The 24,292-nt window shown below is 69.5% G+C and carries 17 protein-coding genes and 3 tRNA genes; 6 read left to right on the top strand and 14 right to left on the bottom strand.

All coding sequences use genetic code 11. From position 1 onward, the window contains the following. Positions 1 to 198 precede the first annotated feature (198 nt). From QQA02_RS06335 to rplJ, 7 genes are all read right to left on the bottom strand, one after another. The gene (locus QQA02_RS06335) at positions 199 to 4,206 is read right to left on the bottom strand and encodes a DNA-directed RNA polymerase subunit beta' (protein WP_284863706.1); all 4,008 of its coding nucleotides are present in this window, start codon (positions 4,204 to 4,206) and stop codon (positions 199 to 201) included. 144 nt (positions 4,207 to 4,350) lie between these two features. Then, the gene (gene rpoB / locus QQA02_RS06330; RefSeq protein ID WP_284863704.1) at positions 4,351 to 7,845 is read right to left on the bottom strand and encodes a DNA-directed RNA polymerase subunit beta; all 3,495 of its coding nucleotides are present in this window, start codon (positions 7,843 to 7,845) and stop codon (positions 4,351 to 4,353) included. Positions 7,846 to 8,176: 331 nt separating this feature from the next. Further along, complete coding sequence (gene pgfA / locus QQA02_RS06325; RefSeq protein WP_284774304.1) at positions 8,177 to 9,373, bottom strand: cell envelope lipid trafficking protein PgfA; 1,197 nt, start codon at positions 9,371 to 9,373, stop codon at positions 8,177 to 8,179. 10 nt (positions 9,374 to 9,383) lie between these two features. Then, positions 9,384 to 10,739: a choice-of-anchor M domain-containing protein gene (locus QQA02_RS06320; RefSeq protein WP_284863703.1), complete on the bottom strand. Its 1,356-nt coding sequence runs from the start codon at positions 10,737 to 10,739 to the stop codon at positions 9,384 to 9,386. Continuing rightward, positions 10,673 to 12,295, bottom strand: a complete 1,623-nt coding sequence (locus QQA02_RS06315; RefSeq protein WP_284863701.1) for a choice-of-anchor M domain-containing protein — start codon at positions 12,293 to 12,295, stop codon at positions 10,673 to 10,675. Before QQA02_RS06315 ends, QQA02_RS06320 begins: the two co-directional genes overlap by 67 nt. Positions 12,296 to 12,695: 400 nt before the next feature. After that, positions 12,696 to 13,082 (bottom strand): 50S ribosomal protein L7/L12, encoded by a 387-nt coding sequence (gene rplL, locus QQA02_RS06310; RefSeq protein ID WP_284774298.1) that lies wholly within the window; start codon positions 13,080 to 13,082, stop codon positions 12,696 to 12,698. Between the two features lie 105 nt (positions 13,083 to 13,187). Beyond that, positions 13,188 to 13,703 (bottom strand): 50S ribosomal protein L10, encoded by a 516-nt coding sequence (gene rplJ / locus QQA02_RS06305; RefSeq protein WP_284774296.1) that lies wholly within the window; start codon positions 13,701 to 13,703, stop codon positions 13,188 to 13,190. Positions 13,704 to 14,089: 386 nt separating this feature from the next. Here rplJ and QQA02_RS06300 point away from each other — a divergent pair, with 386 nt between their 5' ends. The 6 genes from QQA02_RS06300 to QQA02_RS06275 all read left to right on the top strand — a co-directional run bounded on the left by QQA02_RS06300 (position 14,090) and on the right by QQA02_RS06275 (position 20,558). Further along, positions 14,090 to 15,280 (top strand): esterase/lipase family protein, encoded by a 1,191-nt coding sequence (locus QQA02_RS06300; RefSeq protein ID WP_284863699.1) that lies wholly within the window; start codon positions 14,090 to 14,092, stop codon positions 15,278 to 15,280. Positions 15,281 to 15,710: 430 nt separating this feature from the next. Next, positions 15,711 to 16,700: a metal ABC transporter substrate-binding protein gene (locus tag QQA02_RS06295; RefSeq protein ID WP_284863696.1), complete on the top strand. Its 990-nt coding sequence runs from the start codon at positions 15,711 to 15,713 to the stop codon at positions 16,698 to 16,700. Positions 16,701 to 16,855: 155 nt separating this feature from the next. After that, positions 16,856 to 17,575, top strand: coding sequence for a metal ABC transporter ATP-binding protein (locus QQA02_RS06290; RefSeq protein ID WP_502870980.1), 720 nt, complete (start codon positions 16,856 to 16,858; stop codon positions 17,573 to 17,575). After that, entirely contained in the window at positions 17,572 to 18,516 is a 945-nt protein-coding gene (locus QQA02_RS06285) for a metal ABC transporter permease (protein ID WP_284863692.1), read from the top strand. The genes QQA02_RS06290 and QQA02_RS06285 overlap by 4 nt, the downstream gene beginning before the upstream one ends. Further along, positions 18,513 to 19,424: a metal ABC transporter permease gene (locus tag QQA02_RS06280; protein WP_284774286.1), complete on the top strand. Its 912-nt coding sequence runs from the start codon at positions 18,513 to 18,515 to the stop codon at positions 19,422 to 19,424. Before QQA02_RS06285 ends, QQA02_RS06280 begins: the two co-directional genes overlap by 4 nt. A gap of 120 nt (positions 19,425 to 19,544) precedes the next feature. Then, positions 19,545 to 20,558, top strand: a complete 1,014-nt coding sequence (locus tag QQA02_RS06275) for an Ldh family oxidoreductase (RefSeq protein WP_284863689.1) — start codon at positions 19,545 to 19,547, stop codon at positions 20,556 to 20,558. Positions 20,559 to 20,773: 215 nt separating this feature from the next. Here the strand turns inward: QQA02_RS06275 and rplA are convergent, their stop codons facing one another. From rplA to QQA02_RS06240, 7 genes are all read right to left on the bottom strand, one after another. Beyond that, positions 20,774 to 21,484 (bottom strand): 50S ribosomal protein L1, encoded by a 711-nt coding sequence (gene rplA / locus QQA02_RS06270; protein WP_284863688.1) that lies wholly within the window; start codon positions 21,482 to 21,484, stop codon positions 20,774 to 20,776. A 70-nt stretch (positions 21,485 to 21,554) separates the two neighbouring features. After that, positions 21,555 to 21,980, bottom strand: a complete 426-nt coding sequence (gene rplK, locus QQA02_RS06265) for a 50S ribosomal protein L11 (protein WP_284774282.1) — start codon at positions 21,978 to 21,980, stop codon at positions 21,555 to 21,557. Positions 21,981 to 22,245: 265 nt separating this feature from the next. Further along, complete coding sequence (gene nusG, locus QQA02_RS06260) at positions 22,246 to 23,139, bottom strand: transcription termination/antitermination protein NusG (RefSeq protein WP_502870979.1); 894 nt, start codon at positions 23,137 to 23,139, stop codon at positions 22,246 to 22,248. Positions 23,140 to 23,330: 191 nt separating this feature from the next. Beyond that, positions 23,331 to 23,660, bottom strand: coding sequence for a preprotein translocase subunit SecE (gene secE, locus QQA02_RS06255; RefSeq protein ID WP_284863686.1), 330 nt, complete (start codon positions 23,658 to 23,660; stop codon positions 23,331 to 23,333). 110 nt (positions 23,661 to 23,770) lie between these two features. Beyond that, positions 23,771 to 23,846: transfer RNA gene (locus tag QQA02_RS06250), tRNA-Trp, on the bottom strand. A 172-nt stretch (positions 23,847 to 24,018) separates the two neighbouring features. Then, positions 24,019 to 24,090: transfer RNA gene (locus tag QQA02_RS06245), tRNA-Met, on the bottom strand. A 58-nt stretch (positions 24,091 to 24,148) separates the two neighbouring features. Further along, a tRNA-Thr gene (locus QQA02_RS06240) sits at positions 24,149 to 24,221 on the bottom strand. Between the last annotated feature and the right edge of the window lie 71 nt (positions 24,222 to 24,292).

Genomic DNA, 24,292 nt, shown 5'->3' with positions numbered 1-24,292 from the left:
CGAGGGTACAAGGTGGCCGCGGACACTGCACTCTCCAAGCGTCACTCATGCACCACGGTTGTGTGTGGATGTGTATTTTGTGTGAACTTGTGTGGTTTGTGTGTAACGGCCCGGCGGCCCGCCAAACCGCAGGCAGACGCGACGACGCCCCGCCCTCCGCTGGGGAGGACGGGGCGCCGGGCGCGGCTCAGGCGCGGACTACATCTCGAACTCGTCGAGCGGCACGGAGGCGCCGGTGAACTCGCCACCGAAGTCGTCGCCGTAGATCGACTCGCCGAAGGTCGGGATCGGGTACGCGGCGTTGCGCGCCGCCTCGGTCGGCTTGACCGAGATGTTGCGGTAGCGCGAGATGCCGGTGCCGGCCGGGATCAGCTTGCCGATGATCACGTTCTCCTTCAGGCCGATCAGCTTGTCGGAGCGCTTGTTGATCGCGGCGTCCGTGAGCACGCGGGTGGTCTCCTGGAAGGAGGCCGCCGACAGCCAGGACTCCGTGGCCAGCGAGGCCTTGGTGATGCCCATGATCTCGCTGCGCAGCTCGGCCGGGTCGCCGTTGGAGGCCAGGGCCTCCGCGTTGGCGGCCTTCGCCTCCGAGAGGTCCACCAGGGTGCCCGGGAGGAACTCGGTGGAACCGGAATCGATGACGGTGCCACGACGCAGCATCTGGCGGATGATGATCTCGATGTGCTTGTCGTGGATGGACACACCCTGGGTGCGGTAGACCGCCTGGACCTCGTCGATCAGGTGCTTCTCCACACCGCGGCGGCCGAGGACCTCGAGCACGTCGTGCGGGTCGGCCGGGCCACGCAGCAGGCGGTCGCCCACCTCGACGTGGTCGCCCTCGCGCAGCGCGCGCTCGATGGTGGCCTGCGGGTTGGACTCCATCGGACGACGCACCTGGGCCAGGCCCTGGCGCTTCGACAGCTTCTCGTAGACAATGTCGTCGCCGCCGTCGTCCGGCGAGAGACGCAGGGTGTAGAAGTTGCCCTGGTCCTCGAGGTGCACCGTGCCGGCCGCCGAGGCGATCGGGGCGCAGTTCTTCGGCACGCGGGCCTCGAACAGCTCCTGGACACGCGGCAGACCACCGGTGATGTCGCCGCCGACGCCGCCCTGGTGGAACGTACGCATCGTCAGCTGGGTACCGGGCTCACCGATCGACTGGGCGGCGACGATGCCGACGGCCTCGCCGATCTCGACCAGCTTGCCGGTCGCCATCGACTTGCCGTAGCACTTCGCGCACACGCCGGCCGGGGTCTCACAGGTCAGCACGGAGCGGACCTTGATCTCGGTGACGCCACCGTCGACCAGCTTGTTGATGTTGGTCTCGTTGAGGTCGGAACCGGCCTCGAGGACGACCTCGCCGTCCGCGTTCGAGGCGTCGGTGGCCAGGACGCGGCCCGCGACCGTGGTCTCGTTGAGCGGGTGCGGCGCGTAGCCGGTGACGTTGCCCTCGGCGTCGAGGAGCTCCTCGGCGACCGGGACGCGCACGCCCTGGCGGGTGCCGCAGTCCTCCTCGCGGACGATGACGTCCTGGGCGACGTCGACCAGACGACGCGTCAGGTAACCGGAGTCGGCGGTACGCAGGGCGGTGTCGGCCAGGCCCTTACGGGAACCGTGGGAATTGTTGAAGTACTCCATCACCGACAGGCCCTCACGGAAGGAGGTCTTGATCGGGCGGGTGATGTACTCACCGCGCGAGTTCACGACCATGCCCTTCATGCCGGCCAGGGTCCAGATCTGACGCATGTTGCCGGCGGCGCCCGACTTCACGATCATCGGGATCGGGTTGTCGTCCGGGTACAGGGCCTCGACGGCCTCGCCGACCTCGTTGGTGGCGGTCTGCCACAGCTCGACCAGGCGGTCGTAGCGGTCGCGCTCGGTCAGGGCACCCTTGTCCCAGAACTTGCGCTCGATCTGGCGGGCCTCTTCCTCGTAGCGCTCGAGGATCTCGTGCTTGTTGGGCAGGACGAGCACGTCGGCGATGGAGATGGTCACACCCGACCGGGTGGCCCAGTAGAAGCCGGCGTCCTTCATCTTGTCCATCGTCTGCGCGACGGTGATCATCGGGTACTTCGCGGCGAGGTCGTTGATGACGTCGCCGAGCAGGATCTTGCCGGAGCCGCCGCCCTTACGGATCATGACGCCCTCGCGGTACGGGTAGTCCCACGGAAGCAGCTCGTTGAACATGATCCGGCCCAGCGTGGTCTCCGCCAGCCAGGTCTGGCCGCGCTGCCAGCCCTCCGGGAACTGCTCCTTCTCGATCTCCTCCGGCGGACGCAGGTGGGAGATGCGCACGTGGATCGGGGCCTGCAGGCCCAGCACGCCACGGTCGCGCGCCATGATCGCCTCGGCCATGTTGGTGTAGACACCCTCGGCCGGGTGGTCCTCGGACGGCTCGACGTAGCGGCCCTGGCCGCCGAGCTCGTCGGGGCCCTTGTCCATGGTCAGGAAGTACAGGCCGGTGACCATGTCCAGTCGCGGCATGGCCAGCGGCTTACCGGAGGCCGGCGACAGGATGTTGTTCGAGGCGAGCATCAGGATGCGGGCCTCGGCCTGCGCCTCCGCGGACAGCGGCAGGTGCACGGCCATCTGGTCGCCGTCGAAGTCGGCGTTGAAGGCCTCACAGGCCAGCGGGTGCAGCTGGATGGCCTTGCCCTCGACGAGCTTCGGCTCGAAGGCCTGGATGCCCAGGCGGTGCAGGGTCGGGGCGCGGTTGAGCATCACCGGGTGCTCGGAGATGGCCTCCTCGAGCACGTCCCACACCTCGGGGCGCTGACGCTCGACCATGCGCTTGGCGGACTTGATGTTCTGCGCGTAGTCGTGCTCGACCAGGCGCTTCATCACGAACGGCTTGAACAGCTCGAGGGCCATCAGCTTCGGCAGGCCACACTCGTGCAGCTTGAGCTGCGGGCCGACGATGATGACGGAACGGCCGGAGTAGTCGACACGCTTACCCAGCAGGTTCTGACGGAAGCGGCCCTGCTTGCCCTTGAGCAGGTCGGACAGCGACTTCAGCGGGCGGTTGCCCGGGCCGGTGACCGGACGGCCGCGACGGCCGTTGTCGAACAGCGCGTCGACGGACTCCTGCAGCATGCGCTTCTCGTTGTTCACGATGATCTCGGGGGCGCCGAGGTCGATCATGCGCTTGAGGCGGTTGTTGCGGTTGATCACGCGACGGTAGAGGTCGTTGAGGTCGGAGGTCGCGAAGCGGCCGCCGTCGAGCTGCACCATCGGGCGCAGCTCCGGCGGGATGACCGGGATCGCGTCCAGGACCATGCCGGCCGGGTCGTTGCCGGAGCGCTGGAAGGCGGCGACCACGCGCAGGCGCTTGAGGGCGCGCATCTTGCGCTGGCCCTTGCCGTTGGCGATGGTCTCGCGCAGGCTCTCGGCCTCGGCGTCGAGGTCGAAGTTGCGGATCAGGGTCTGGATGGCCTCCGCGCCCATGCCCCCGGTGAAGTAGTCCTCGTAGCGGTCGACGAGCTCCTCGTAGATGGACTCGTCGATGATCATCTGCTTCGGGGCGAGCTTGACGAAGGTGTTCCAGATCTCGTCGAGGCGCTCGATCTCGCGCTCGGAGCGCTCGCGGATGTGCTGCATCTCCTTGTCCGCGGCGTTCTGCACCTTGCGGCGGGCGTCGGCCTTGGCGCCGGCGGCCTCGAGCTCGGCGAGGTCCTCCTCGAGCTTCTTGGAGCGCTCGGCGATCTCGGAGTCGGCGTCGTGCTCGACGTCCTGCTTCTCCAGCAGCATCTCCGCCTCGAGGTCCTCGAGGTCCGCGTGGCGGGCCTCGTCGTCGACGCTGGTGATGATGTTGGCGGCGAAGTAGATGATGCGCTCGAGATCCTTGGGCGCCAGGTCCAGCAGGTAGCCCAGGCGCGAGGGCACGCCCTTGAAGTACCAGATGTGGGTGACCGGCGCGGCCAGCTCGATGTGGCCCATGCGCTCACGGCGCACCTTGGACTTGGTCACCTCGACGCCGCAGCGCTCACAGATGATGCCCTTGTAGCGGACGCGCTTGTACTTGCCGCACTGGCACTCCCAGTCGCGGGTCGGCCCGAAGATGCGCTCGCAGAACAGGCCGTCCTTCTCGGGCTTGAGGGTGCGGTAGTTGATGGTCTCCGGCTTCTTGACCTCGCCCTTGGACCAACGGCGGATGTCCTCGGCGGTGGCCAGGCCGATGCGAAGCTCGTCGAAGAGGTTTACGTCGAACACGTAACTCCCTTTCACCTCCCCTTGGGGGAGGGATTGAAATGGCGGTAAGAGAACTTGGCGGTGTGAGGCCCCTGCCCCGGGTGATTGCCGACGCCGCGTCGGTTGCGCGGTGCGGTTCTCACCCGTGGGCGGGGGTCGCCGTGGTTATGCGATGTCGGCGTCGGAACGCTCGTCGCGGGAGAGGTTGATGCCCAGCGACGAGCCCTCCAGGTCGTCGTCGTCGGAGCCGGAGAGCTCCATCGGCGTGCCGTCGGCGGAGAGTACCTCCACGTTCAGGCACAGCGACTGCAGCTCCTTGAGCAGCACCTTGAACGACTCGGGGATGCCCGGGTCCGGGATGTTGTCGCCCTTGACGATCGCCTCGTAGACCTTCACGCGGCCGACAACGTCGTCCGACTTGATGGTCAGCAGCTCCTGCAGGGTGTAGGCCGCGCCGTACGCCTGCATGGCCCACACCTCCATCTCGCCGAAGCGCTGGCCACCGAACTGGGCCTTACCACCGAGCGGCTGCTGGGTGATCATCGAGTACGGGCCGGTGGAGCGGGCGTGGATCTTCTCGTCGACCAGGTGGTGCAGCTTCAGCATGTACATGTAGCCGACCGAGACCGGGTACTGGAAGGGCTCGCCAGAGCGGCCGTCGAAGAGGCGGGTCTTGCCGTCGCCGTCGACCATGACGTCGCCGTCACGGTTGGGCAGCGAGTTCTGCAGCAGGCCGGCGATCTCGGTGTTGCTCGCGCCGTCGAAGACCGGGGTGGCCGTCAGCGAACCGGCGGGGACGTCGTAGAGGTCCTCCGGCAGCGTCTTGAGCAGCTCCTCGTTCTTCGGGTCGGCCGGGTCCACGTGCCAGCCGGCGGCGGCGAGCCAGCCGAGGTGGGTCTCGAGGACCTGACCGATGTTCATACGACGCGGGACACCGTGGGTGTTCAGGATGATGTCCATCGGGGTGCCGTCCTCCATGAACGGCATGTCCTCCGGCGGCAGGATCTTGCCGACGACACCCTTGTTGCCGTGGCGGCCGGCGAGCTTGTCGCCGTCCTGGATCTTGCGCTTCTGGGCGACGTAGACGCGGATCATCTCGTTGACGCCCGCGGCCAGGTCGTCGTCGTCCTCACGCGAGAAGCGGCGCACGCCGATGACCTTGCCGGTCTCGCCGTGGGGCACCTTCAGGGAGGTGTCGCGCACCTCGCGGGCCTTCTCACCGAAGATGGCGCGCAGCAGGCGCTCCTCCGGGGTCAGCTCGGTCTCGCCCTTCGGGGTGACCTTGCCGACGAGGATGTCACCGGCGCGCACGTCGGCGCCGATGCGCACGATGCCGTGCTCGTCGAGGTCGCTGAGCACGTCCTCGGAGACGTTCGGGATCTCGCGGGTGATCTCCTCGGCGCCCAGCTTGGTGTCGCGCGCGTCGATCTCGTGCTCCTCGATGTGGATCGAGGTGAGGATGTCCTCCTCGACGATGCGCTGGTTGAGGATGATGGCGTCCTCGTAGTTGTGGCCCTCCCACGGCATGAACGCGACCAGGAGGTTGCGGCCCAGCGACATCTCGCCCTGGTCGGTGCCGGGGCCGTCGGCCAGCACCTGGCCGACCTCGACGCGGTCACCGATGTTGACCAGCGGCGTCTGGTTGTAGCAGGTGCCCTGGTTGGTGCGCTCGAACTTGCGCAGGATGTAGGTGTGGCGGGAGCCCTCGTCGTCCATCACGGTGATGAAGTCGGCGGCGAGGTCCTCGACCACGCCGGCGTGCTTCGAGATGATGAGGTCGCCGGCGTCGTAGGCGGCCGGCTTCTCCATGCCGGTGCCCACGTACGGGGACTCGGAGCGCAGCAGCGGCACGGCCTGACGCTGCATGTTCGCGCCCATCAGGGCACGGTTGGCGTCGTCGTGCTCCAGGAACGGAATCATGGCGGTGGCCACGGAGACCATCTGGCGCGGCGAGACGTCGAGGTAGTCGACTCCCTGCGGGCCGGTGACCTGGATGTCGCCGTCCTTGACTCGGACCTCGATGCGCTCCTGGACGATCTCACCGTCGGCGTTGACCGCGGTGTTCGCCTCGGCGATGGCGTAGCGGTCCTCCTCGTCGGCGGTGAGGTACTCGACGGTGTCGGTGACCTTGCCGTCGACGACCTTGCGGTACGGCGTCTCGATGAAGCCGAAGGAGTTCACGCGGGCGTAGGTGGCCAGCGAGCCGATCAGGCCGATGTTCGGGCCCTCAGGGGTCTCGATCGGGCACATGCGGCCGTAGTGCGACGGGTGGACGTCGCGGACCTCGATGCCGGCGCGCTCACGCGACAGGCCGCCGGGGCCCAGGGCCGAGAGGCGGCGCTTGTGGGTCAGGCCCGACAGCGAGTTGTTCTGGTCCATGAACTGCGAGAGCTGGGAGGTGCCGAAGAACTCGCGAATGGCGGCGGAGACCGGGCGGACGTTGATCAGCGAGGTCGGCGTGATCGACTCCGCGTCCTGGGTGGTCATGCGCTCGCGCACGACGCGCTCCATGCGGGACAGGCCGACGCGGACCTGGTTCTGGATCAGCTCGCCGACGGTACGCAGACGACGGTTGCCGAAGTGGTCGATGTCGTCGGTCTCGACGCGGATGGTCTCGCCGTTGGGGGCGGTCATCTCGCGCTCGCCGGCGTGCAGCCGGACGAGGTACTCGAGGATGGTGGCGATGTCCTCCTCGGTCAGCGTCATCAGACCGTCGTGGTCGCCGCCCAGGCCGAGCTTGCGGTTGACCTTGTAACGGCCGACCTTGGCCAGGTCGTAGCGCTTCGGCTTGAAGAAGGCGTTGTCGAGCAGCGACTGGGCCAGCTCGCGGGTGGGCTGCTCGCCCGGACGCTGCTTACGGTAGATCTCGAGCAGGGCCTGGTCGGTGTTCTCCACGCCGTCGTTCTCGAGGGTGGACATCATCAGCTCGGAGAAGCCGAACCGCTCGGTGATCTGCTGGGTGGTCCAGCCGAGCGCCTTGAGCAGGACGGTCACCGGCTGGCGACGCTTGCGGTCGATGCGCACGCCGACGGTGTCCCGCTTGTCGACGTCGAACTCGAGCCACGCACCGCGCGACGGGATGACCTTCACGGAGTGCAGGGGGCGCTCCGTGGACTTGTCGATGGTCCGGTCGAAGTAGACGCCGGGCGAGCGGACCAGCTGCGAGACGACGACACGCTCGGTGCCGTTGACGATGAAGGTGCCCTTGTCGGTCATCATCGGGAAGTCACCGATGAAGACGGTCTGGGACTTGATCTCCTGCGTCTCGTTGTTGATGAACTCCGCGGTAACGTACAGCGGGGCCGCGTAGTTGATGTCCTTGTCCTTGCACTCCTCGATGGAGCACTTCACGTCCTCGAAACGCGGCTCGGACAGCGAGAGGGACATGTTGCCGGAGTAGTCCTCGATCGGCGAGAGCTCGTTGAGGATGTCCTCGAGGCCGCTGCCGACGACGGCGTCCTCGCCGCGCTCGGCCTGCTTGCGGGCACGCCAGTCCGGCGTTCCGATCAGCCAGGCGAAAGACTCGCGCTGCAGATCGAGGAGCCCCGGGATCTCGATGGGCTCCGTGTACTTAGCGAAAGAGTGGCGCTTGGGCGCGCCAGGGATGTCGGCCACTGACTTGGTCTGGCGGGAGACTGCCAAGATGGGTCCTTCCAGCACCTCGTGCGGAGAGCCTGGCCGCCTGGGCGCGGGCGGCGGCATATCCGCTGGTAGATTAGCATTTTTCTCTGCTTTGGAATCCCCGCCCCCGGATAGCACAAAATCACCTTGTCAAATCGCCTCGTAAATTTGAGGCGTCAGCAAGGCGGTGCGGCACCGGCGGCGGATTCCAGCGCAAAGAAATAGCCTATACCACGTATGGCGCTCACGCAAGGACTGTGTTAAGGGTCGTCGGCGCGCGCCCGTGCGCTCCCGGAATGCGAGGTTTTCCCTTCCGGGCGGCCAGCGGCGGTGCGCCGGGAGCGAAGCGCCGGGAGCAGCGCGCCGGCCGCTACTCGGAGCGGGTGACCCGGCGCGCGGCCGGGCGGTCCCCGTCGTCGGCGCTGCGCGCGGCCCGACGGTCCTCACCGTTCCGGCGTCGTCCGCCGAAGACGCCGAAGGAACCGAGGACGCCGAGGAGCGCGACCAGTGCGCCGATGATTCCGAGCGCCCAGGAGACCGGAACGGTCGCGCCGGCGGCGTCGGCCTCGGACGCGGCGTCGAGAAGCTCGGAGACCTGAGAGTCGTCCATGGTCCCGTCGAACTCGAGGACCTCCTGGACCTTCTGCCCGTCCGGGGTGCCGTAGTAGTCGTCGATCTTCTCGTCGATCTTGACCACCAGGCCCGTGGTCTGGTCGACATAGTAGTCACGCTCGGCGGAGTGGAAGAGGTACCCCTTCTCCCCCGTGTCGGCCGGGGCCGCAGGCGCCGGGGACTCACCGTCGGGGGCCTCGCCCTCCGGGTTCTCTCCCTCCGGCGCCTCGGGCTGGGCGCCCTCCTCCGGAGCCGGTGCCTCGCCCTCGGGGGTTTCGCCCTCAGCGGGCTCTCCCTCGGCGGGCGCGGCGGGCGGCTCGGGCGCGGGCAGACGCGTCTCGTTGAAGACGCCGGCGTAGCGCTCGCGCACGTTGGCCGGCTCGATGACCTGGTGGTAGCGGTAGACCTCGCGGCCGTCGATCTCGAGCTCCTCCTGGAACTCCGCCGGGTGGGCCTCACGCAGGGTCTCGTCGAAGACGTCGTAGGTGGTCTGCTGGGCGTCGGCGGGGAACTTCAGCCACACCCCGCCCATGTCGACCTCGGTGGTCGGGCTGGCCAGCTGGTCGCTGAGCAGCGCCGCTCCCTCGGGCCGGCCGGAGAGACGGTCCATCCGCCAGTTCCACACGCCGGCGGTGATCAGGCGGTCCGCGTCGTCCTGCAGGCTGTCGCGCGAGAGCGTCGAGCCGACGCGCACGGAGACGGTGTCATCATCCGAGGGCTCCTCGAGGGTGAGGTGGTACTGGCGCGAGACCGGCGAGTCGAGCACCCGCCCGTCAGGGTCGGTCATCAGCCGGGTGCGCGCGGAGTCGTCGTGCACGGTCCAGGTCTGCTGGCCGATGTCGAGGGGCAGGCGGGCGTCGGCGGGCAGCAGTCGCGGGGCGAGGAGCCCCGCGACCAGCAGCGCGACTCCAAGCCCCACCAGCAGGGCAGAGACGACTCGGGACTTCGGCAGCATGGCCGCGAGTCTACCCGGCGCCCCAGGGGCCCTGCGATGCGCCGCGCGCGGTGTCGGCGTAGCCCTCGCGGGCCTCCCGGGCGGCGCGACGGGCGTTGAACAGCATGATCAGCCCGGCGACGAGCGCCGCGACACCGAGTCCGAGGACCAGGCCGGACCACCAGTCCGGCGTTCCGAGGCTCCCGGTGGCCGCCGCCTCCGCCTCGGCGACACCGGGGCGTGTGCCGGCGCGGTCGACCCGGACGGAATTCGCGCCGCCGTCCTTGCTCTTGCGGTTCTTTCCGGCCGCGTCCTTGCCGTCCACGTCGTCCTCACCGAGGCGGCGCATCCCGCCACCGGAGCCGCTCGACTGCGATGCCTTCGACGCCTTCGGCGAGCTCGACGGCTTAGAGGACTTCGGGGACGCGGGGGACTTCGCCTGAGCCGGCGACTTGTCTGCCTCGGTGACTGAGCCCTTGGGCGCGGACTTCGCCTGCGGCTCCGACCTGGAACCGGTCTTGGCCCCGGAGCTCGACCCGCCGGCCGAGGCGGAACCACCGCCGGACGCGGGCTTTCCACCGGATGCCGGTTTCCCGGTCACCTTTCCGGATCCATTCGCGGATGTCGGGGCGGCGGTCTCGCCCAACACCTTCCCCTTCCGGTTCGTCGAGGTCGGCTCGGCGGCCTTCGACGTCGGCCGGGTCTTGGTGGTCCCGTCCCGGCGCGCGTCGCCCGAGCCGGCGCCGAAGAACGACCCGACCGCCTTGACCAGTGCGTCGCCGAGCTTCTCGATCGCCTTGTTCAGACCGCTGAAGGCCTGATCCAGGCCGTCGGCGTCGTCCGGGGCATCGTCCTTGGCTGCCGCGACCGCCTCGTCACCGACCGCGAAGTGCACCTCGAGGCGCTCGTCGAGATTCTCGCCGGCGAACGTGCCGGTGAAGCTGAAGGTGACCGTGTATTCGCCGGGCTCGGTGAAGACGAATGCCTGGTGGTCGTGTGCGTTGGGACCGTACGTGACACTCGAGTTCTTGTCGTCCGAGTCGAGCTCCACAGTGCTCTTGCCGAAGAGACTCGAGTGCGTGGTGACCATGCGGCCGGGGCCGGTGAACTCCGCGATGCGCACGGTCACCGGGTCGGACTCGCTGACGGCGTTGCCGGCGTCGGTCGTCGAGAAGCCGACCCAGGGCAGGTTGGGGTCCAGGACGTCCGGCAGGACCCAGGCTTTTCCGTCGATGCCCGGGATCTTGCCTCCGACATCTTTACGGGCGGTGTCCGGGACCAGGAAGGTGAAGGTGCCGGAGCCTCGGCGCTGCTCGTTGGTCACGTCCTCCTGGTCCTTGAGATAGACGGAGGGCCTGCCGCCCTCCGCGCCGAGCGCGAGGTCCATGTGCCCGGAGCTGATGGGGTGGCGCCAGCCGGCGGTCGCGTCACCGCTTCCCGGGTCACTCGGGCTCGGTTCCGTGGAGCCCGACTCCCCCGGCTTCTCCGGCTTGGTGGGCTCGCCGGTCTCCTCCGGTTTCTCGGCGCGCTCGGCTCCTCACTCTTGCCCGGTGCGCCGGTCTCCCCCGGCGTCCCGTTGTCGGACGGATCGGTCGACTCGGGTTCGACCGGCTCGGTGATCTCGTTGAGGTCCGTGGTGGTGCCCTCGGGCAGGCCGACCTGCTCGTCAGAGCCGACCAGCCACGTCTGGGTGACCTCCTCGGAGACCCCCTCGGTGCCGTCGGTGTGCCTGCCGCGCACCTTCCAGGTGAAGCTGTAGATGCCGGGTTTACTGAACGTCCAGTTGTAGTGGCCGTGCGAGCCGACCGGCGCGGTGAAGCTCTTCGCTCCCTCGGGCGCGCCGAACATCCGCTCCATCTCCGCGTCACCGAAGCGGCCGAAGAAGTTGTGCACCTGACCGCCCTCCGGCCCGGAGAAGTCGGTCAGCTCGAAGGTGACCTCGCCGTTCTCGAAGTCGGTGGGCACCTCGTACTCGTGAGCCGGGTCGAAGGCGCCGATGCCCGCCCACAGCGGGCGGAAGTTCTGCAGGAACGGCATCCGCTGCGGGCCGATCCAGAGCACGTCGCCGGGCCGGCCCAGGAATCTCAGCGCCGGGTTGTCGGGCAGGCGAAAGCGCGAGACCTCCGTGTCCGAGGTGTCCGCGTCGGGTGCCAGGCGCAGGCAGGATTCCTCGGCGGGCTCGACCTGCTGGCCGTTGACCACGGCCATCGTCAGTTTCCCGCCCTCGTCGCGCGGGTCAGCGGGCGCCTCCGTGGCATCGCCGACGAGCCAGGTGTAGGTCGCCGACTCCGAGGAGACGTCGCCCACGGTGGCCCGCACGGTCATCCGGTAGACGCCGGGCTCGGTGAAGACCCAGTTGGCGTGGGTGTGCGACGGGAAGCCCTGATGGATCACCGAGCCGCTCTCCAGGAGCGTCGACTCGGCGACGGGCCTGACCCCACCGAAGTCCTTCGTCTGGAAGAGGTGCACCTCGCCGGGGCCGTCGATCTCCTCGAACTCGATGTCGACCGCCTCGAAGCCGCCGGCGGCCACACCCAGCGTGTCCCAGCCGGGCCAGAGCGTGTTCTTCTTGGGGTCCGGAGTCTGCGGCAGGAAGTACGCCGGCTCGCCGATCTCCGGCACGTCGGCGACCTCCTCGCTGTAGACCTCGTCCTTCACCCGCAGGAGCACATCGGTCGGGTCGTGGGTGACGTGCGAGCCGGTGACGTCCTCCTTGAGGTTCAGGTGGAGCCCGCCGCCTTCGGCGGTGACGTTGAAGGCGTCCACGTGCCCCTCGGCGAGTTCGACGCGCTCCTGGGCCACCGGAGCGACTGGCGTCACCGGGGCGCCCGCACCCCCGCCCCCGAGGCGCGCCCCGGCGGTCCAGGTCCAGCCGGCGCAGGCGACCATCGCGAAGAGGACCGCCGCAGCCACGAACGCGGGGAGAGAGCGGACTCGGAGCATGGGACTGCCTTTCCGTGCGAGGATGGACGGCTCGTTGACAGTCCGAAGGTAGTCTATTGACACCTGTTTTCATTATTGAAAACCCACCGGTAATCCCCGAACGGGTGAAAACAATTTTCAATACAGTCCCAGAACCGACCCCGGCCCCGACAAAATGTGCACCAGGTTTCCGCGCCACCCGCGTTTCCCCAGGAGAATTTCTCCCCTTCCTCAACTTGGTCCACATTTTGTCGAGCCGGCCGACCCCACCCCGCTCCCCCGCTTACCGCCCACCCCCCCCCAGGCACACGAAAAACCCGCACCCGCCGCGCAATGCGGCGGGTGCGGGTAAAGCGCTCGGTCGGACACTAGGCCGACGCACGCGACGTCGGTAATTGAGCCCTACCGGCCCTGAAGTGGACTACTTCAGGGTGACGGTGGCGCCAGCCTCCTCAAGCTTGGTCTTGGCGGCCTCGGCGTCCTCCTTGTTGGCGCCCTCGAGGACGGCCTTCGGGGCGGCCTCGACGAGGTCCTTGGCGTCCTTCAGACCCAGGCCGGAGACGATCTCGCGGACAGCCTTGATCACGCCGATCTTCTTGGCGCCGGCATCCTCGAGCACGACGTCGAACTCGTCCTTCTCCTCGGCGGGGGCGCCGGCCTCGGCACCCGGGGCGGCGGCGACGGCGGCGACCGGCGCGGCGGCGGAGACCTCGAAGACCTCCTCGAACTCCTTGACGAACTCAGAGAGCTCGATGAGGGTCATTTCCTTGAAGGCCTCGATGAGCTCGTCCTTGGAAAGCTTAGCCATGGCGGGCTTCCTTTCTGTGTTGTTGCCCTCGGCGACCGGTGGCGCGGTGGCCGGTTCGGTAGCGGCGGCCGGGGGCGGAAGGTGTGTGGGGTTGTGAAAAGTGGGTTAGGCGTCCTGCTTGTCGCGGAGCGCACCAGCCAGGCGTGCGACCTGACCGGCGGGCTCGTTGAACAGGCGGGCGGCCTTGGCCAAGTTGCCCTTCATGGCACCGGCCAGCTTCGCCAGCGTGGTCTCGCGGTTGTCGAGGTCCGCGATGGCCTTCACCTGGTCGGGGGTCAGCGGGTTGCCATCCATGTAGCCACCCTTGACGATGAGCGCTTCGTTCGCCTCGGCGAACTTCTTCAGCGCCTTGGCGGCGTCGACGGCCTCACCCTTGATGAAGGCGATGGCGGTCGGGCCGTTGAGGTACTCGTCAAGACCCTCGACACCGGCGTCCTTGGCGGCCAGCTTGAGAAGGGTGTTCTTGGCGACGGAGTACTGGACGTCCGGGCCCAGCGAGCGACGCAGCTCGGTGGTCTGGGCGACGGTCAGCCCGCGGTACTCGGTGAGCACCACGCTGTCGGCCTCCGCGAAACGGTTCTGCAGGGCCTTGAGATCGGCCTCGTTCTTCGGGTTCGCCATGTACTTCGCCTCCTTCCTCGTGAACGTATGCGGTTTGTCCGCCCGGGGTCCTTCCCAAAGGAAAAACCCCGTGCAGGGAGCACGGGGCCACAGGATGTGGGCTCCAAGTGTCTCCTGCGTGGGCCGTCCCGGTCTCCCGGGAACCTTCGACCCGGTTGCCCGGGTGACCGACGGTCTTAGGTGAAACTTGAGCTCGGCGATTTCCGACGCCCGCGCGGGGCGACGCCGCCGTTCAAACTTCGGGTGTGAAGCGTACCCGGCGTTTGCCCCGCGACCAAATCGCGGTGCGGGACGGGGAGTGTGCGGGGTCGTTCCCCTGCCTCGGCGGATCGCCTTATGACCCCGCGCCGGGGCGGCCGGGGCGCTGCGGCGGTAGCTTGGCTGGCATGCAGCGAAGTGGAGACGCCGGAGCCGACGCGCAGGCCGCGGCGAGTTTCCTGGGCACCTGGATCCGCTCGTTCATCCACCCCGACCGCAGCCCGCGCGGCGTCAACCGCTGGGACGAGCCGCTCGAGGGGCGCGTGCCGGTGGTGCTCATCCACGGCACCTGGATGAACTCCTGGAACACCTGGGAGATGCTCGCCCCGCGGCTGGCGGCGGCCGGCCACGCGGTCTTCTGCTTCGACTACGGCCGCGACACCTCGAGCCTGGCCGGGCGGCTGCCCGGGGTGCACGGCACCCGCGGCCTGCTCGACTCGCGCGCCGAGGTCGCGGCCTTCATCGACGAGGTGCTCGATCGCACCGGGGCGCGGCAGGTCGACCTGGTCGCCCACTCGCAGGGCGTGGCGCAGGCGCGGATGTACCTGACGGACTCCGGCGGCGCGGACGCCGAGGACCCGGCCCGCAACCGGGTGCGCCGCGTGATCGGCCTGGGCGGGAGCAACCACGGCACCTACTCGTGGCTGCCCCGGATCCTGGGCCTCGGCCGGGCCGGCGTCGCCGACGCGGAGACCGTCGGCCCCGGCGCCGCGGACGTCGCCGGGCCCGGGGCTGAGCCCGGGCCCCATCCTCGGACCGGCGCCACCCGCACCCGGCGCGGCGAGCTCGGCACGCGGATCCTGCGCCTCATCGGCGGACAGGCCGCACTCGACCAGCTGGTCGGCTCGCCGGCGATGGCGCACCTCAACCGCTACGGCGACACCGTTCCCGGCGTCGAGTACACGATGCTGTGCACCCGCTACGACACCGTGGTGACCCCGTGGCGTACCCAGTTCCTCGAGGCCGGCCCCGGCGCGCGGGTGCGCAATGTGGTGGTCCAGCAGGGCGCGCTGGCCGACTTCAGCGACCACCTGGCCATGCTCTACTCCCCGCACGTCATCGACCTGGTCCTCGAGGCGCTCTCCGATGACGCCGAGGACTACCGGGCCGCCCATCCCGCCGCGGCCGGCACCGTCCTGCCCTTCTTCGGGGCACTCCCCCGCCGCCTGCCGCGGGTACGCCTCCCCCGCCACCTGCCGCGGGTACGCCTCCCCCGCCGCCTGCCGCGCGTGCGCCTCCCCCACCGCCTGCCGCAGGTCCGCCTCCCCCGCCGACGTAGAGCACGTCAGAGTGTGCGACGAGGGGATCGCACAAACTGACGGCCCGATTTTCGACACCCCGCTGACCTGCGCCTTTTCACATAACGGTCGCGGGACCGTCAGAGTGTGCGCCCGCGGCGTCGCACAATCTGACGCTGAGCCAGCACGCCACCGAGCCAGCACGCCACCATCCCAGTGCCCCGCACCACCGAGCCGGCCCGCCACCACCCCAGTGCCCCGCACCACCGAGTCGGCCCACGACCGAGCCGGCCCGCCGCTGGCTGAGGCGGAGCCATCGGCCCAAGCCCACCACCGGCCCAGATCCACCACCGGCCCACGCCCACCACTGACCCAGGTCCACCAGACCCCGCCCCCACCCCAGAGACACACACCACACAGCCCGCTCTTGCCCCACACACAAGAGTTCTTTATATTGAACTTTAGTTTCCTTGGAACTGATTTTCAGTACGCTTTCAGTAGAAAGGCTACCGTGTCTCCCTCACTCACCAGCGAGAACAACCGCAACCGCCACTCCCGCAACCCCCTGCGTGCCCTGGCCGCCGTCCTCGGCGCCGCCGCGATCACGCTGACCGGCTGCGCCGGCGGCGACGCCACCTCCGACGGGGACTCCGACGCTCCCCTGTCCGTCTACGCCACCACCGGCTACCTCGCCGACGCCGTGGCCACGATCGACCCGACCGCGGAGATCACCACCATGGTCGGCCCCGGCGGCGACCCGCACACCTACCAGCCGTCCACCAAGGACATCGAGAAGCTGCGCGACTCCGACCTCGTCTTCTGGAACGGCCTGCACCTCGAGGCCCAGATGGACGACCAGCTGGCCTCCCTCGGTGACAAGCAGCTCGCCGTCGGCGACCAGCTGCCGAAGGACCTGCTGCTCGACTGGCCGGAGACCGACGACGAGGGCAACGCCCTGCACGACCCGCACGTCTGGAACAGCCCGGAGGCCTGGAGCCTGGTCGTCGACGAGGTCGCCGACAAGCTCGCCGAGACCGTCCCGGACCGCGCCGACGAGTTCCACGCCAACGCCGACAAGTACAAGGCCGACATCGACGCCGCCGTCCAGCGCGCCCACGAGCGCCTCGACGACCTGCCCGAGCCGCGGGTGCTGATCACCGGCCACGACGCCTTCAACTACTTCGGCCGCACCTTCAACCTGGACATCCACGCCACCGACTTCGTCTCCACCGAGGCGAAGCTCTCCGCCGCCGAGATCTCCGATCTGGCCGACCTCATCGCCGAGAAGAAGGTCCCGGCCATCTTCCAGGACAACCAGGCGAACCCGCAGGCCATCACCTCGCTGAAGGAGGCCGTCCACGCCCGCGGCTGGGACGTGCGCGTCTCCGACCGCGAGCTGTTCGCGGACTCCCTGGGCGCCGACGCGGGCGTCGACACCTATCTGGGCGCGTTCAACCACAACGTCGACGCCGTCGCCGACGAGCTCGAGGCCGCCCGGTGATTGACGACGCCCGCGCACACGACGCAGCTGCATCCGTCACCGCCGCCGGACGCTCCGGCACATCCGCCTCCCCCACCGACCAGGTCTCGCCCGCGCCCGGCGAGCAGGCCTCGCCCACGCCCGGTACGGCCACCCCGGCCTGCCGGGCCGTCGGCCTGACCGTGGCCTACCGCGCGGAGCCGGTGCTCCGCGACGTCCACCTCGACGTCCCCGAGGGCGTGGTCATGGGGGTCGTCGGCCCCAACGGTGCGGGAAAGTCGACGCTGATCAAGGCGATGCTCGGCCTGGTCACCCCGCTGGCCGGCCACGCGGAGTTCTTCGGCGGCCGGCTCCACGACAACCGGCTGCGGGTCGGCTACATGCCGCAGTCGGCGGGCGTGGACTGGGACTTCCCCGCCACCGTCCACGACGTGGTCACGATGGGCACCTTCGGCGCGCTCGGGCTGTTCCGCCGCCCGGGGCGGCGCCAGCGCGCCGCGGCCGACGACGCCCTCGAGCTGACCGGTATCACCGACCTGGCCGGCCGCCAGATCGGCGAGCTCTCCGGCGGCCAGCGCCAGCGGGTCTTCCTGGCCCGCGCGCTGGTCCAGGAGCCGGACCTGTACTTCATGGACGAGCCGTTCCAGGGAGTCGACGCCCGCAGCCAGGACGCGATCGTCGCGGTGCTGCACCGCCTGCGCGCGGCCGGCCGCACCGTCGTGATGGTCCACCACGACCTGGCCACGGTGCGTCGCTACTGCGACCACGTCACCCTGATCAACCGCGGCGTGGTCGCCTCGGGCCCGGCGGAGGAGTCCTTCACCGCCGCCAACATCCGCGCCACCTACGGCATCGACGACGACTCGGACTCGACGTTCCTGGAGGCGGTGCTGTGACCGTCACGCTCGCCGCGGGGCTGACCCCGCCGGCCGAATTCCTCGCCGACCACACCTTCCGCACGGTGCTGGTGGGCACGACGGTCATCGGCGTGGTCGCCGGCGCCCTGGGCACCTTCGCCTACCTGCGCCGCCAGTCGCTGCTCTCGGACGTGGTGTCCCACTCGGCGCTGCCGGGCACCCTGATCGCGTTCTTGGTCGCCGTGGGTCTGGGTCTCGACGGCCGCAACATGGCCCTGCTCATCCTGGGCGCGGTCGTCGTCGGCACGCTGGCGGTTTTCTGCACGGAGACGATCGTGCGCACCACCAAGCTCGCCGTCGACTCGGCCATGGCGGTCACCCTGACCTCGTTCTTCGGCCTGGGCATGCTGCTGATGCGGGTGATCTCGGACGCGCCGCTGCCCGGCAAGGGCGGCATCCAGGACTACCTGTTCGGCAACGCCTCGGTGATCACGCGCGCGGACCTGGCCGTCTCGCTGTCGGTTGGCGCGGTGGCGCTGCTCGTCGTGGTGCTGCTCTGGAAGGAGTTCGCGCTGCGGACCTTCGACCCGGCCCAGGCCGAGGTCACCGGACTACCCACCCGCGCGATCGACACCGCCCTGTTCGCCTGCATCGTGGTGGCCACGGTCATCGGGGTCAAGGCGGTCGGGCTGGTGCTCATGGTGGCCTTCGTGGTCACCCCGCCGGCCACGGCGCGGCAGTGGACCAACCGGCTGTCGACCACGGTGATCCTCGCCGGCGCGGTCGGCGGGCTGGGCAGCGCGGTGGGCAGCTACCTGTCCATCGCGCTGGGCGACGTGCCCACCGGCCCGCTGATCGTGCTGGTGCTCTTCGCCTTCTTCCTGGTGTCGCTGCTGTGCGCGCCGCACCGCGGCCTCATCGCCCGCGGGGTGGGCCGCGCCCGTGCCCGGCGTCGACTGCTCGCGGAGGTGGCGGCATGAGCTTCTTCCTCGGAACCGCCCTTCTCGCGGTGGTCACGGCCGTGGCCTGCGCGCTGCCCGGCGCCTTCGTCGTGCTGCGCAAGAACTCGATGCTCGTCGACGCCATCGGCCACTCGGTCTTCCCCGGCATCGTCGTCGGCTACTTCTTCACCCGCGACCTGGACTCCCCGCTGCTCATCCTGGGCGCGGCGCTGGCCGGCCTCATCGTGGTCCTGGGCAGCGAGTGGCTCGCGCGCACGGGGCTGCTCTCCGGCGACGCGCCGCAGGGCCTGGTCTTCCCGGCGCTGTTCTCCGCGGGCGTCATCCTGGTCACGCTGAACTTCGGCAACGTCCACCTGGACACCCACGCCGTCCTCGTCGGCGACCTCAACCTCGCCGCCTTCGAGCAGCTGACCGTCGGCGGGGTGCACCTGGGCCCGCGCTATCTCTACGTGATGCTGGCGGTGCTGCTTGTCGACGCCGCGTTCATCGTCGCGTTCCTGCCCCAGCTCACCGTGTCCACGTTCGACCCGCAGTTCGCGCGCACGATCGGCGTGCGTGCCGGCCTGCTGCAGGCGTCGTTCATGTTCCTGGTCTCGCTGACGGTCACCGCGGCGTTCAACGCCGCAGGCGCGATCCTGGTCGTGGCCCTCGTCGTCGTCCCGGCGGCGACGGCGCACCTGGTCACCCGCCGCCTGCCGGCGATGCTGGCGCTGACGGTGCTCATCGCCGCCGGCGGCGCGGTCGCCGGCTTCGGGGTGGCCTACCGGCTGGGTACGGCGACCTCGGCGTCGATGGCGGTCTTCTACGGCCTGCTCTTCGCCGGCGTCGCCGTCGTCGCCCGCCGCCGCGCCCGCGGGCGGGGCCGCAGGGGGCTGCCCGAGGAGCGCACGGGGGCGCTCCTGGAGGAGAAGGCCGTCCGGGCCTGACGGCCGGGCCGGTCGCCGGCTTTGGGGCGAGACACCGGCCGGGCCGGGGTCCCCGTCCGGGTGACCCCGGCCTCCCGGAATCCGCGGCGGAGGGGGCGCGCGCCACGTAGCGTGAGGCGCATGCAGATCTCAGCCGCCGACCTGACCGAACTGTGCCGCGCCGCCGCCCGCGCCCGCGGCGCCGACGAGCCGACCGCCGCCGTCCTCGCGCGCGCCGCCGTGCGCGCCGAGGCGCTGGGCAAGACCTCCCACGGGGTCAGCCACATCTTCGACTACTTCGACGGCATCGCCAACGGCTCATTCATCGCCGACGCCGCGCCCGAGGTCACCCGGCGCGGCGCGATCACGCTCACCGACGCCCGCGGCAACACCGCCGCGGTCGCCTTCGACGCCGAGCTGGACAACTTCGTGCGCTGCGCGCACGAACACGGCGTGGCGGTCTTCGCCGCGCGCAACACCTTCACCGTCGGCGAGCTGGGCGTCTACGCCCACGACCTCGCCGAGCGCGGGCTCGTCGCCCTCGCGGCGGCCAACTGCCGCGCGCTGGCCGGCTGGGGGAAGGCCGAGGGCAAGGTGCTGGGCACCAACCCGCACGCCTTCGGGGTGCCGGCCGAGCCGCGGCCGGTGGTCATCGACCAGGCGATCAGCCAGATCGCCTACATGACCATCCGGGAGCGCGCCGCCCGCAGCGAGGAGATCCCCGAGGGCTGGGCGCTCGACGCTTCCGGCGAGCCGACGCGCTCGGCGCAGGAGGCCGTCGAGGGCGCGCTGCTGCCGGCCGGCTACAAGATGGGCAACATCGGCCTGATGGTCGAGTTCCTCTCCGGCATGGCCGGAGGCAACTGGTCGATGGACGCGCCGTCCTTCCGCGCCGGTGAGCGCCCGGACGTCGGCTTCTTCGTCGTCGCCTTCGACCCGCGGGCCTTCGAGTCGGGCACGGGCGCCGAGGCCTCCTGCGCGGCCGCCGGGGCGCGCGGCGGGCGGGCGAGCTTCGCCGAGCGCAGCCGCGACCTGGTCGCCCGCCTCGAGGAGCTGGCCGGTCCCCTGCCCGGGCGCCGGCACGCCCCGGCCGACCCGGTGGAGATCGACGACGCCCTGCACGCCCGCCTGCTCGAGGCCGCCGGGCGCGACTAGCCGGTTCCGTCCCCTCACGCCGGCGAACACCCTCCCGGATCGCCACGCGGGCACGGACCTGGTTGCACAACAGGTCACCCACCTGCACCCACGCGCGACGCCGGGCGGGCGCAGGCGGGGTGGGGCGGGACGTCGTCAAGCAATAGAGAGCGCCCCCGCCGCCGGAAACGGCGACGGGGGCGCTGAGCGGTGGTCAGCTCACCGCACGAGAGGCGTTAGGCCTGCTCGGTGAAGTCCTTCTGGACGGAGGTGTCGACCGGGACACCCGGGCCCATGGTGGCGGACATCGTGATCTTCTTCATGTAGATGCCCTTGGAAGCGGAGGGCTTCAGGCGGTTGAGCTCGTCGATCAGCGCGCCGTAGTTCTCGGCCAGCTGCTCCGGGGTGAAGGAGGCCTTGCCGATGATGGCGTGCAGGTTCGAGGCCTTGTCGACGCGGAAGGTGATCTTGCCGCCCTTGATCTCCTTGACGGCCTTGGCCACGTCGGTGGTCACGGTGCCGGACTTCGGGTTCGGCATCAGACCACGGGGACCCAGGACGCGGGCCACGCGGCCGACGCGGGCCATCTGGTCCGGGGTGGCGATCGCGGCGTCGAAGTCGGTCCAGCCGCCCTGGATGCGCTCGAGCAGCTCGTCGGTGCCCACGAGGTCGGCACCGGCCTCCTCGGCGGCGGTGGCGTTGGGGCCCTCGGCGAAGACGACGACGCGGACGATCTTACCGGTGCCGTTCGGCAGGGAGACGGTGCCGCGGACCAGCTGGTCGGCCTTGCGCGGGTCGACGCCCAGGCGCACGGCGACGTCGACGGTGGCGTCGAACTTGCCGGTGGCGGTCTCCTTGACCAGCTTGGCGGCCTCGAGCGGGTGGTAGAAACGGTTGCGGTCGACCTTCTCGGCCGCGGCCTGGTAGGCCTTGGAACGCTTGCTCATGGTTGAAAATCCTCTTTCGGATCGTGTGGTCGAATGTGGGCCCTGAGCAGGCCCTGCCACGTGGGTGTACTTACTCCTGGACGGTGATGCCCATGGAGCGGGCGGTGCCGGCGATGATCTTCGCGGCGGCGTCGATGTCGTTGGCGTTGAGATCCGGCTTCTTCTGGGTGGCGATCTCCTTGACCTGCTCCATGGTCACGGAGCCGACCTTCTGGGTGTGCGGGACGCCCGAGCCCTTCTGCAGGCCGGCGGCCTTGAGCAGGAGCTTGGCGGCCGGCGGGGTCTTCAGCTTGAAGGTGAAGGAGCGGTCCTCGTAGACTGTGATCTCGACCGGCACGACGTTGCCGCGCTGGTTCTCGGTCGCGGCGTTGTACGCCTTGCAGAACTCCATGATGTTGACACCGTGGGCACCGAGCGCCGGGCCGACCGGCGGAGCCGGGTTGGCGGCGCCGGCCTCGATCTGCAGCTTGATGAAGCCAGTGACCTTCTTGGCCATCGAAAATCCTCTTTCCTGGTTACCGGGCCGGGCGCGGTTCGATGGTCCGCACCCCACCCGTCCGGATGCCGGGGTGACGCGTACCCGGGCCGGCACCGCGGGCGCCGTTCGGGTGGCGCATGTTCCGGCCACCGGGGAGATGAATAAAGTTCTGGTCGCGCCCGTCGATCCGACCCCCTGCGGGGCGGCGACACGCGCGACCAGTCAGAGTACCGCAGGAGGGGGCGCTCCCCCAAACCGCGGCGGCTGCTGTGGGGCAGGTCGGCTACATGATCTTCTCGACCTGATCCGCAGTGAGCTCCACCGGGGTCTCGCGGCCGAAGATGGAGACCAGGGCCTGCAGCTTGCCGGTCTCGTAGTCGATGTCGGAGATGGTGGCCGAGACACTGGCCAGCGCGCCGGTGAGGATGGTGACGGCCTCGCCGACCTCGAAGTCGATCTGCTGGACCGGCTTCTTCTCCGGCTCCGGCATGGCCACGACCTGCTCGCCGTCCTTGTCGACGGTCTTCTCGCCCTCGGAGGTCTCCTTGGGCATGAGGAACTTGGCCACCTCGCGGTGCTTGACCTTGGTGGCGTTGCCCTCGTTGCCGACGAAGCTGGTCACACCCGGGGTCTCGCGGACGACGGACCAGGCGCGGTCGTTCATGTCCATGCGCACGAGCACGTAGCCGGGGAGCAGCTTGCGCTTGATCTGCTTGCGCTTGCCGTCGCGCAGCTCGGTGACCTGCTCGATGGGCACGACGACCTCGTAGAGCGAGTCCTCGACCTCGAGGGTCTGGGCGCGCATGTCCAGGTTGGTCTTCACCTTGTTCTCGTAGCCCGAGTAGGTCTGGATGATGTACCAGTCGCCCGGCTGCTTCTTCAGCTCGCGGGTGAACTGGCGCAGGCGCTTGCGGTAGGCGGCCTCGGCGTCCTCCTCCTCGTCGGCGCCCTCGGCCAGCTCCGCGGCGGCGGCCTCGGAGGGGGTCGGCTCGGCGGCGTCGCCCTCGCCGGCGGCAGCAGCGTCGGCGTCGACGCCCGCAGCGGCGTCGGCGCCCTCCGCCTCGGCGCCCTCGGCACCCGCGGCCACGTCGGCCTCGGTCGGGGTCGCCTCGGCCTGCTCGGCGGCGGCGTCGACCTCGGGGGTGCTCTCCTTCTGCGCGGTGGTGGCGGCCTCCATCATCGCCTCCTCCATCGCGGTGCGCGGGGCGTCGGCGGAGGGCTCCTGCGTGGGATCGACGGGGTTGACGGAATCAGAGTCGCTCATGTGGAACCACTTTCTTCGCTGCGGATCAGGGGTGGGGGTACAAAAATTTATCCCGCCCTCCCCCAGGTTAGCGGGGGCGGCGGGAGAAGCTGACGGGCTCGATCCTACTTCGAGGTCAGCGCCCACTCAACTCCGGCTCCGGCGAGGAAGTCCACGCCCGCGACCAGCACGGTCAGCACGATCAGGAAGGCGAAGACGACCAGCGTGTAGGTGATCATCTGCTGCGCGGTCGGCCAGATGACCTTGCGCATCTCGGTGACGACCTCGGGCAGGTAGCTGGCCGCGCCGCCGCCGGGGCCGTCCTGCTCCGGGCTCGGCTCGGCACGCTTGGCCACGTAGGAGTCGCCGGTCACGGGGCCGGCACCGGTCAGCTGACGCTTGCCGGTGGGGCGCGCCGGCTGAGCCGGCTTCTGGTTCTCGCGGTCCTCGCTCAAGGCTCTCCTCCTGGACAGGACTCGGTGGACGGATCCAACCAACTATAACAAAGGCGACGGCGCCGACCGCGGGCCAACTTAGTGGTCCTCACGGTCGGCGCCGTCTCACCTGGCAGGGGCGACAGGACTCGAACCTGCAACCTACGGTTTTGGAGACCGTTGCGCTACCAATTGCGCCACGCCCCTATGGCGTGTGCCGTCGCCACGCGGCGACTCGCAACACCCTAGCAGAACCGCCCGGCACGAACCTAACCGGCCCCCGACCCGCACATACGCACCCACGTCGGGCGGCGCGGCGTCGGCGAGCGAAGACGGCGAACGGGCCGACCGGAACTTCCCGGCCGACCCGTTCATTTCGTAGCGATGGCGGGAATTGAACCCGCGACACAGCGATTATGAGTCGCTTGCTCTACCACTGAGCTACACCGCCGCGACGGCGCTGCCCGTTCCCGCACTCACGCGTGGGTCGAGCGGGAGACAAGCAACAGAGCCCCCTGACAGAATCGAACTGTCGACCTTTTCCTTACCATGGAAACGCTCTGCCGACTGAGCTAAGGGGGCACAGCTTCTCGCTTCGGCCTTGGCCGCTGCGTTGAAGCCTGGACCAGGTTAACCCGCGGCGCGCACGATAC

The organism is Corynebacterium sp. MSK006 (assembly GCF_030232385.1).
GTDB lineage: Bacteria > Actinomycetota > Actinomycetes > Mycobacteriales > Mycobacteriaceae > Corynebacterium > Corynebacterium frankenforstense_A.
The sequence above is the reverse complement of the archived record's forward strand: the minus strand, read 5'-3'. Positions and strand labels throughout refer to the sequence as shown.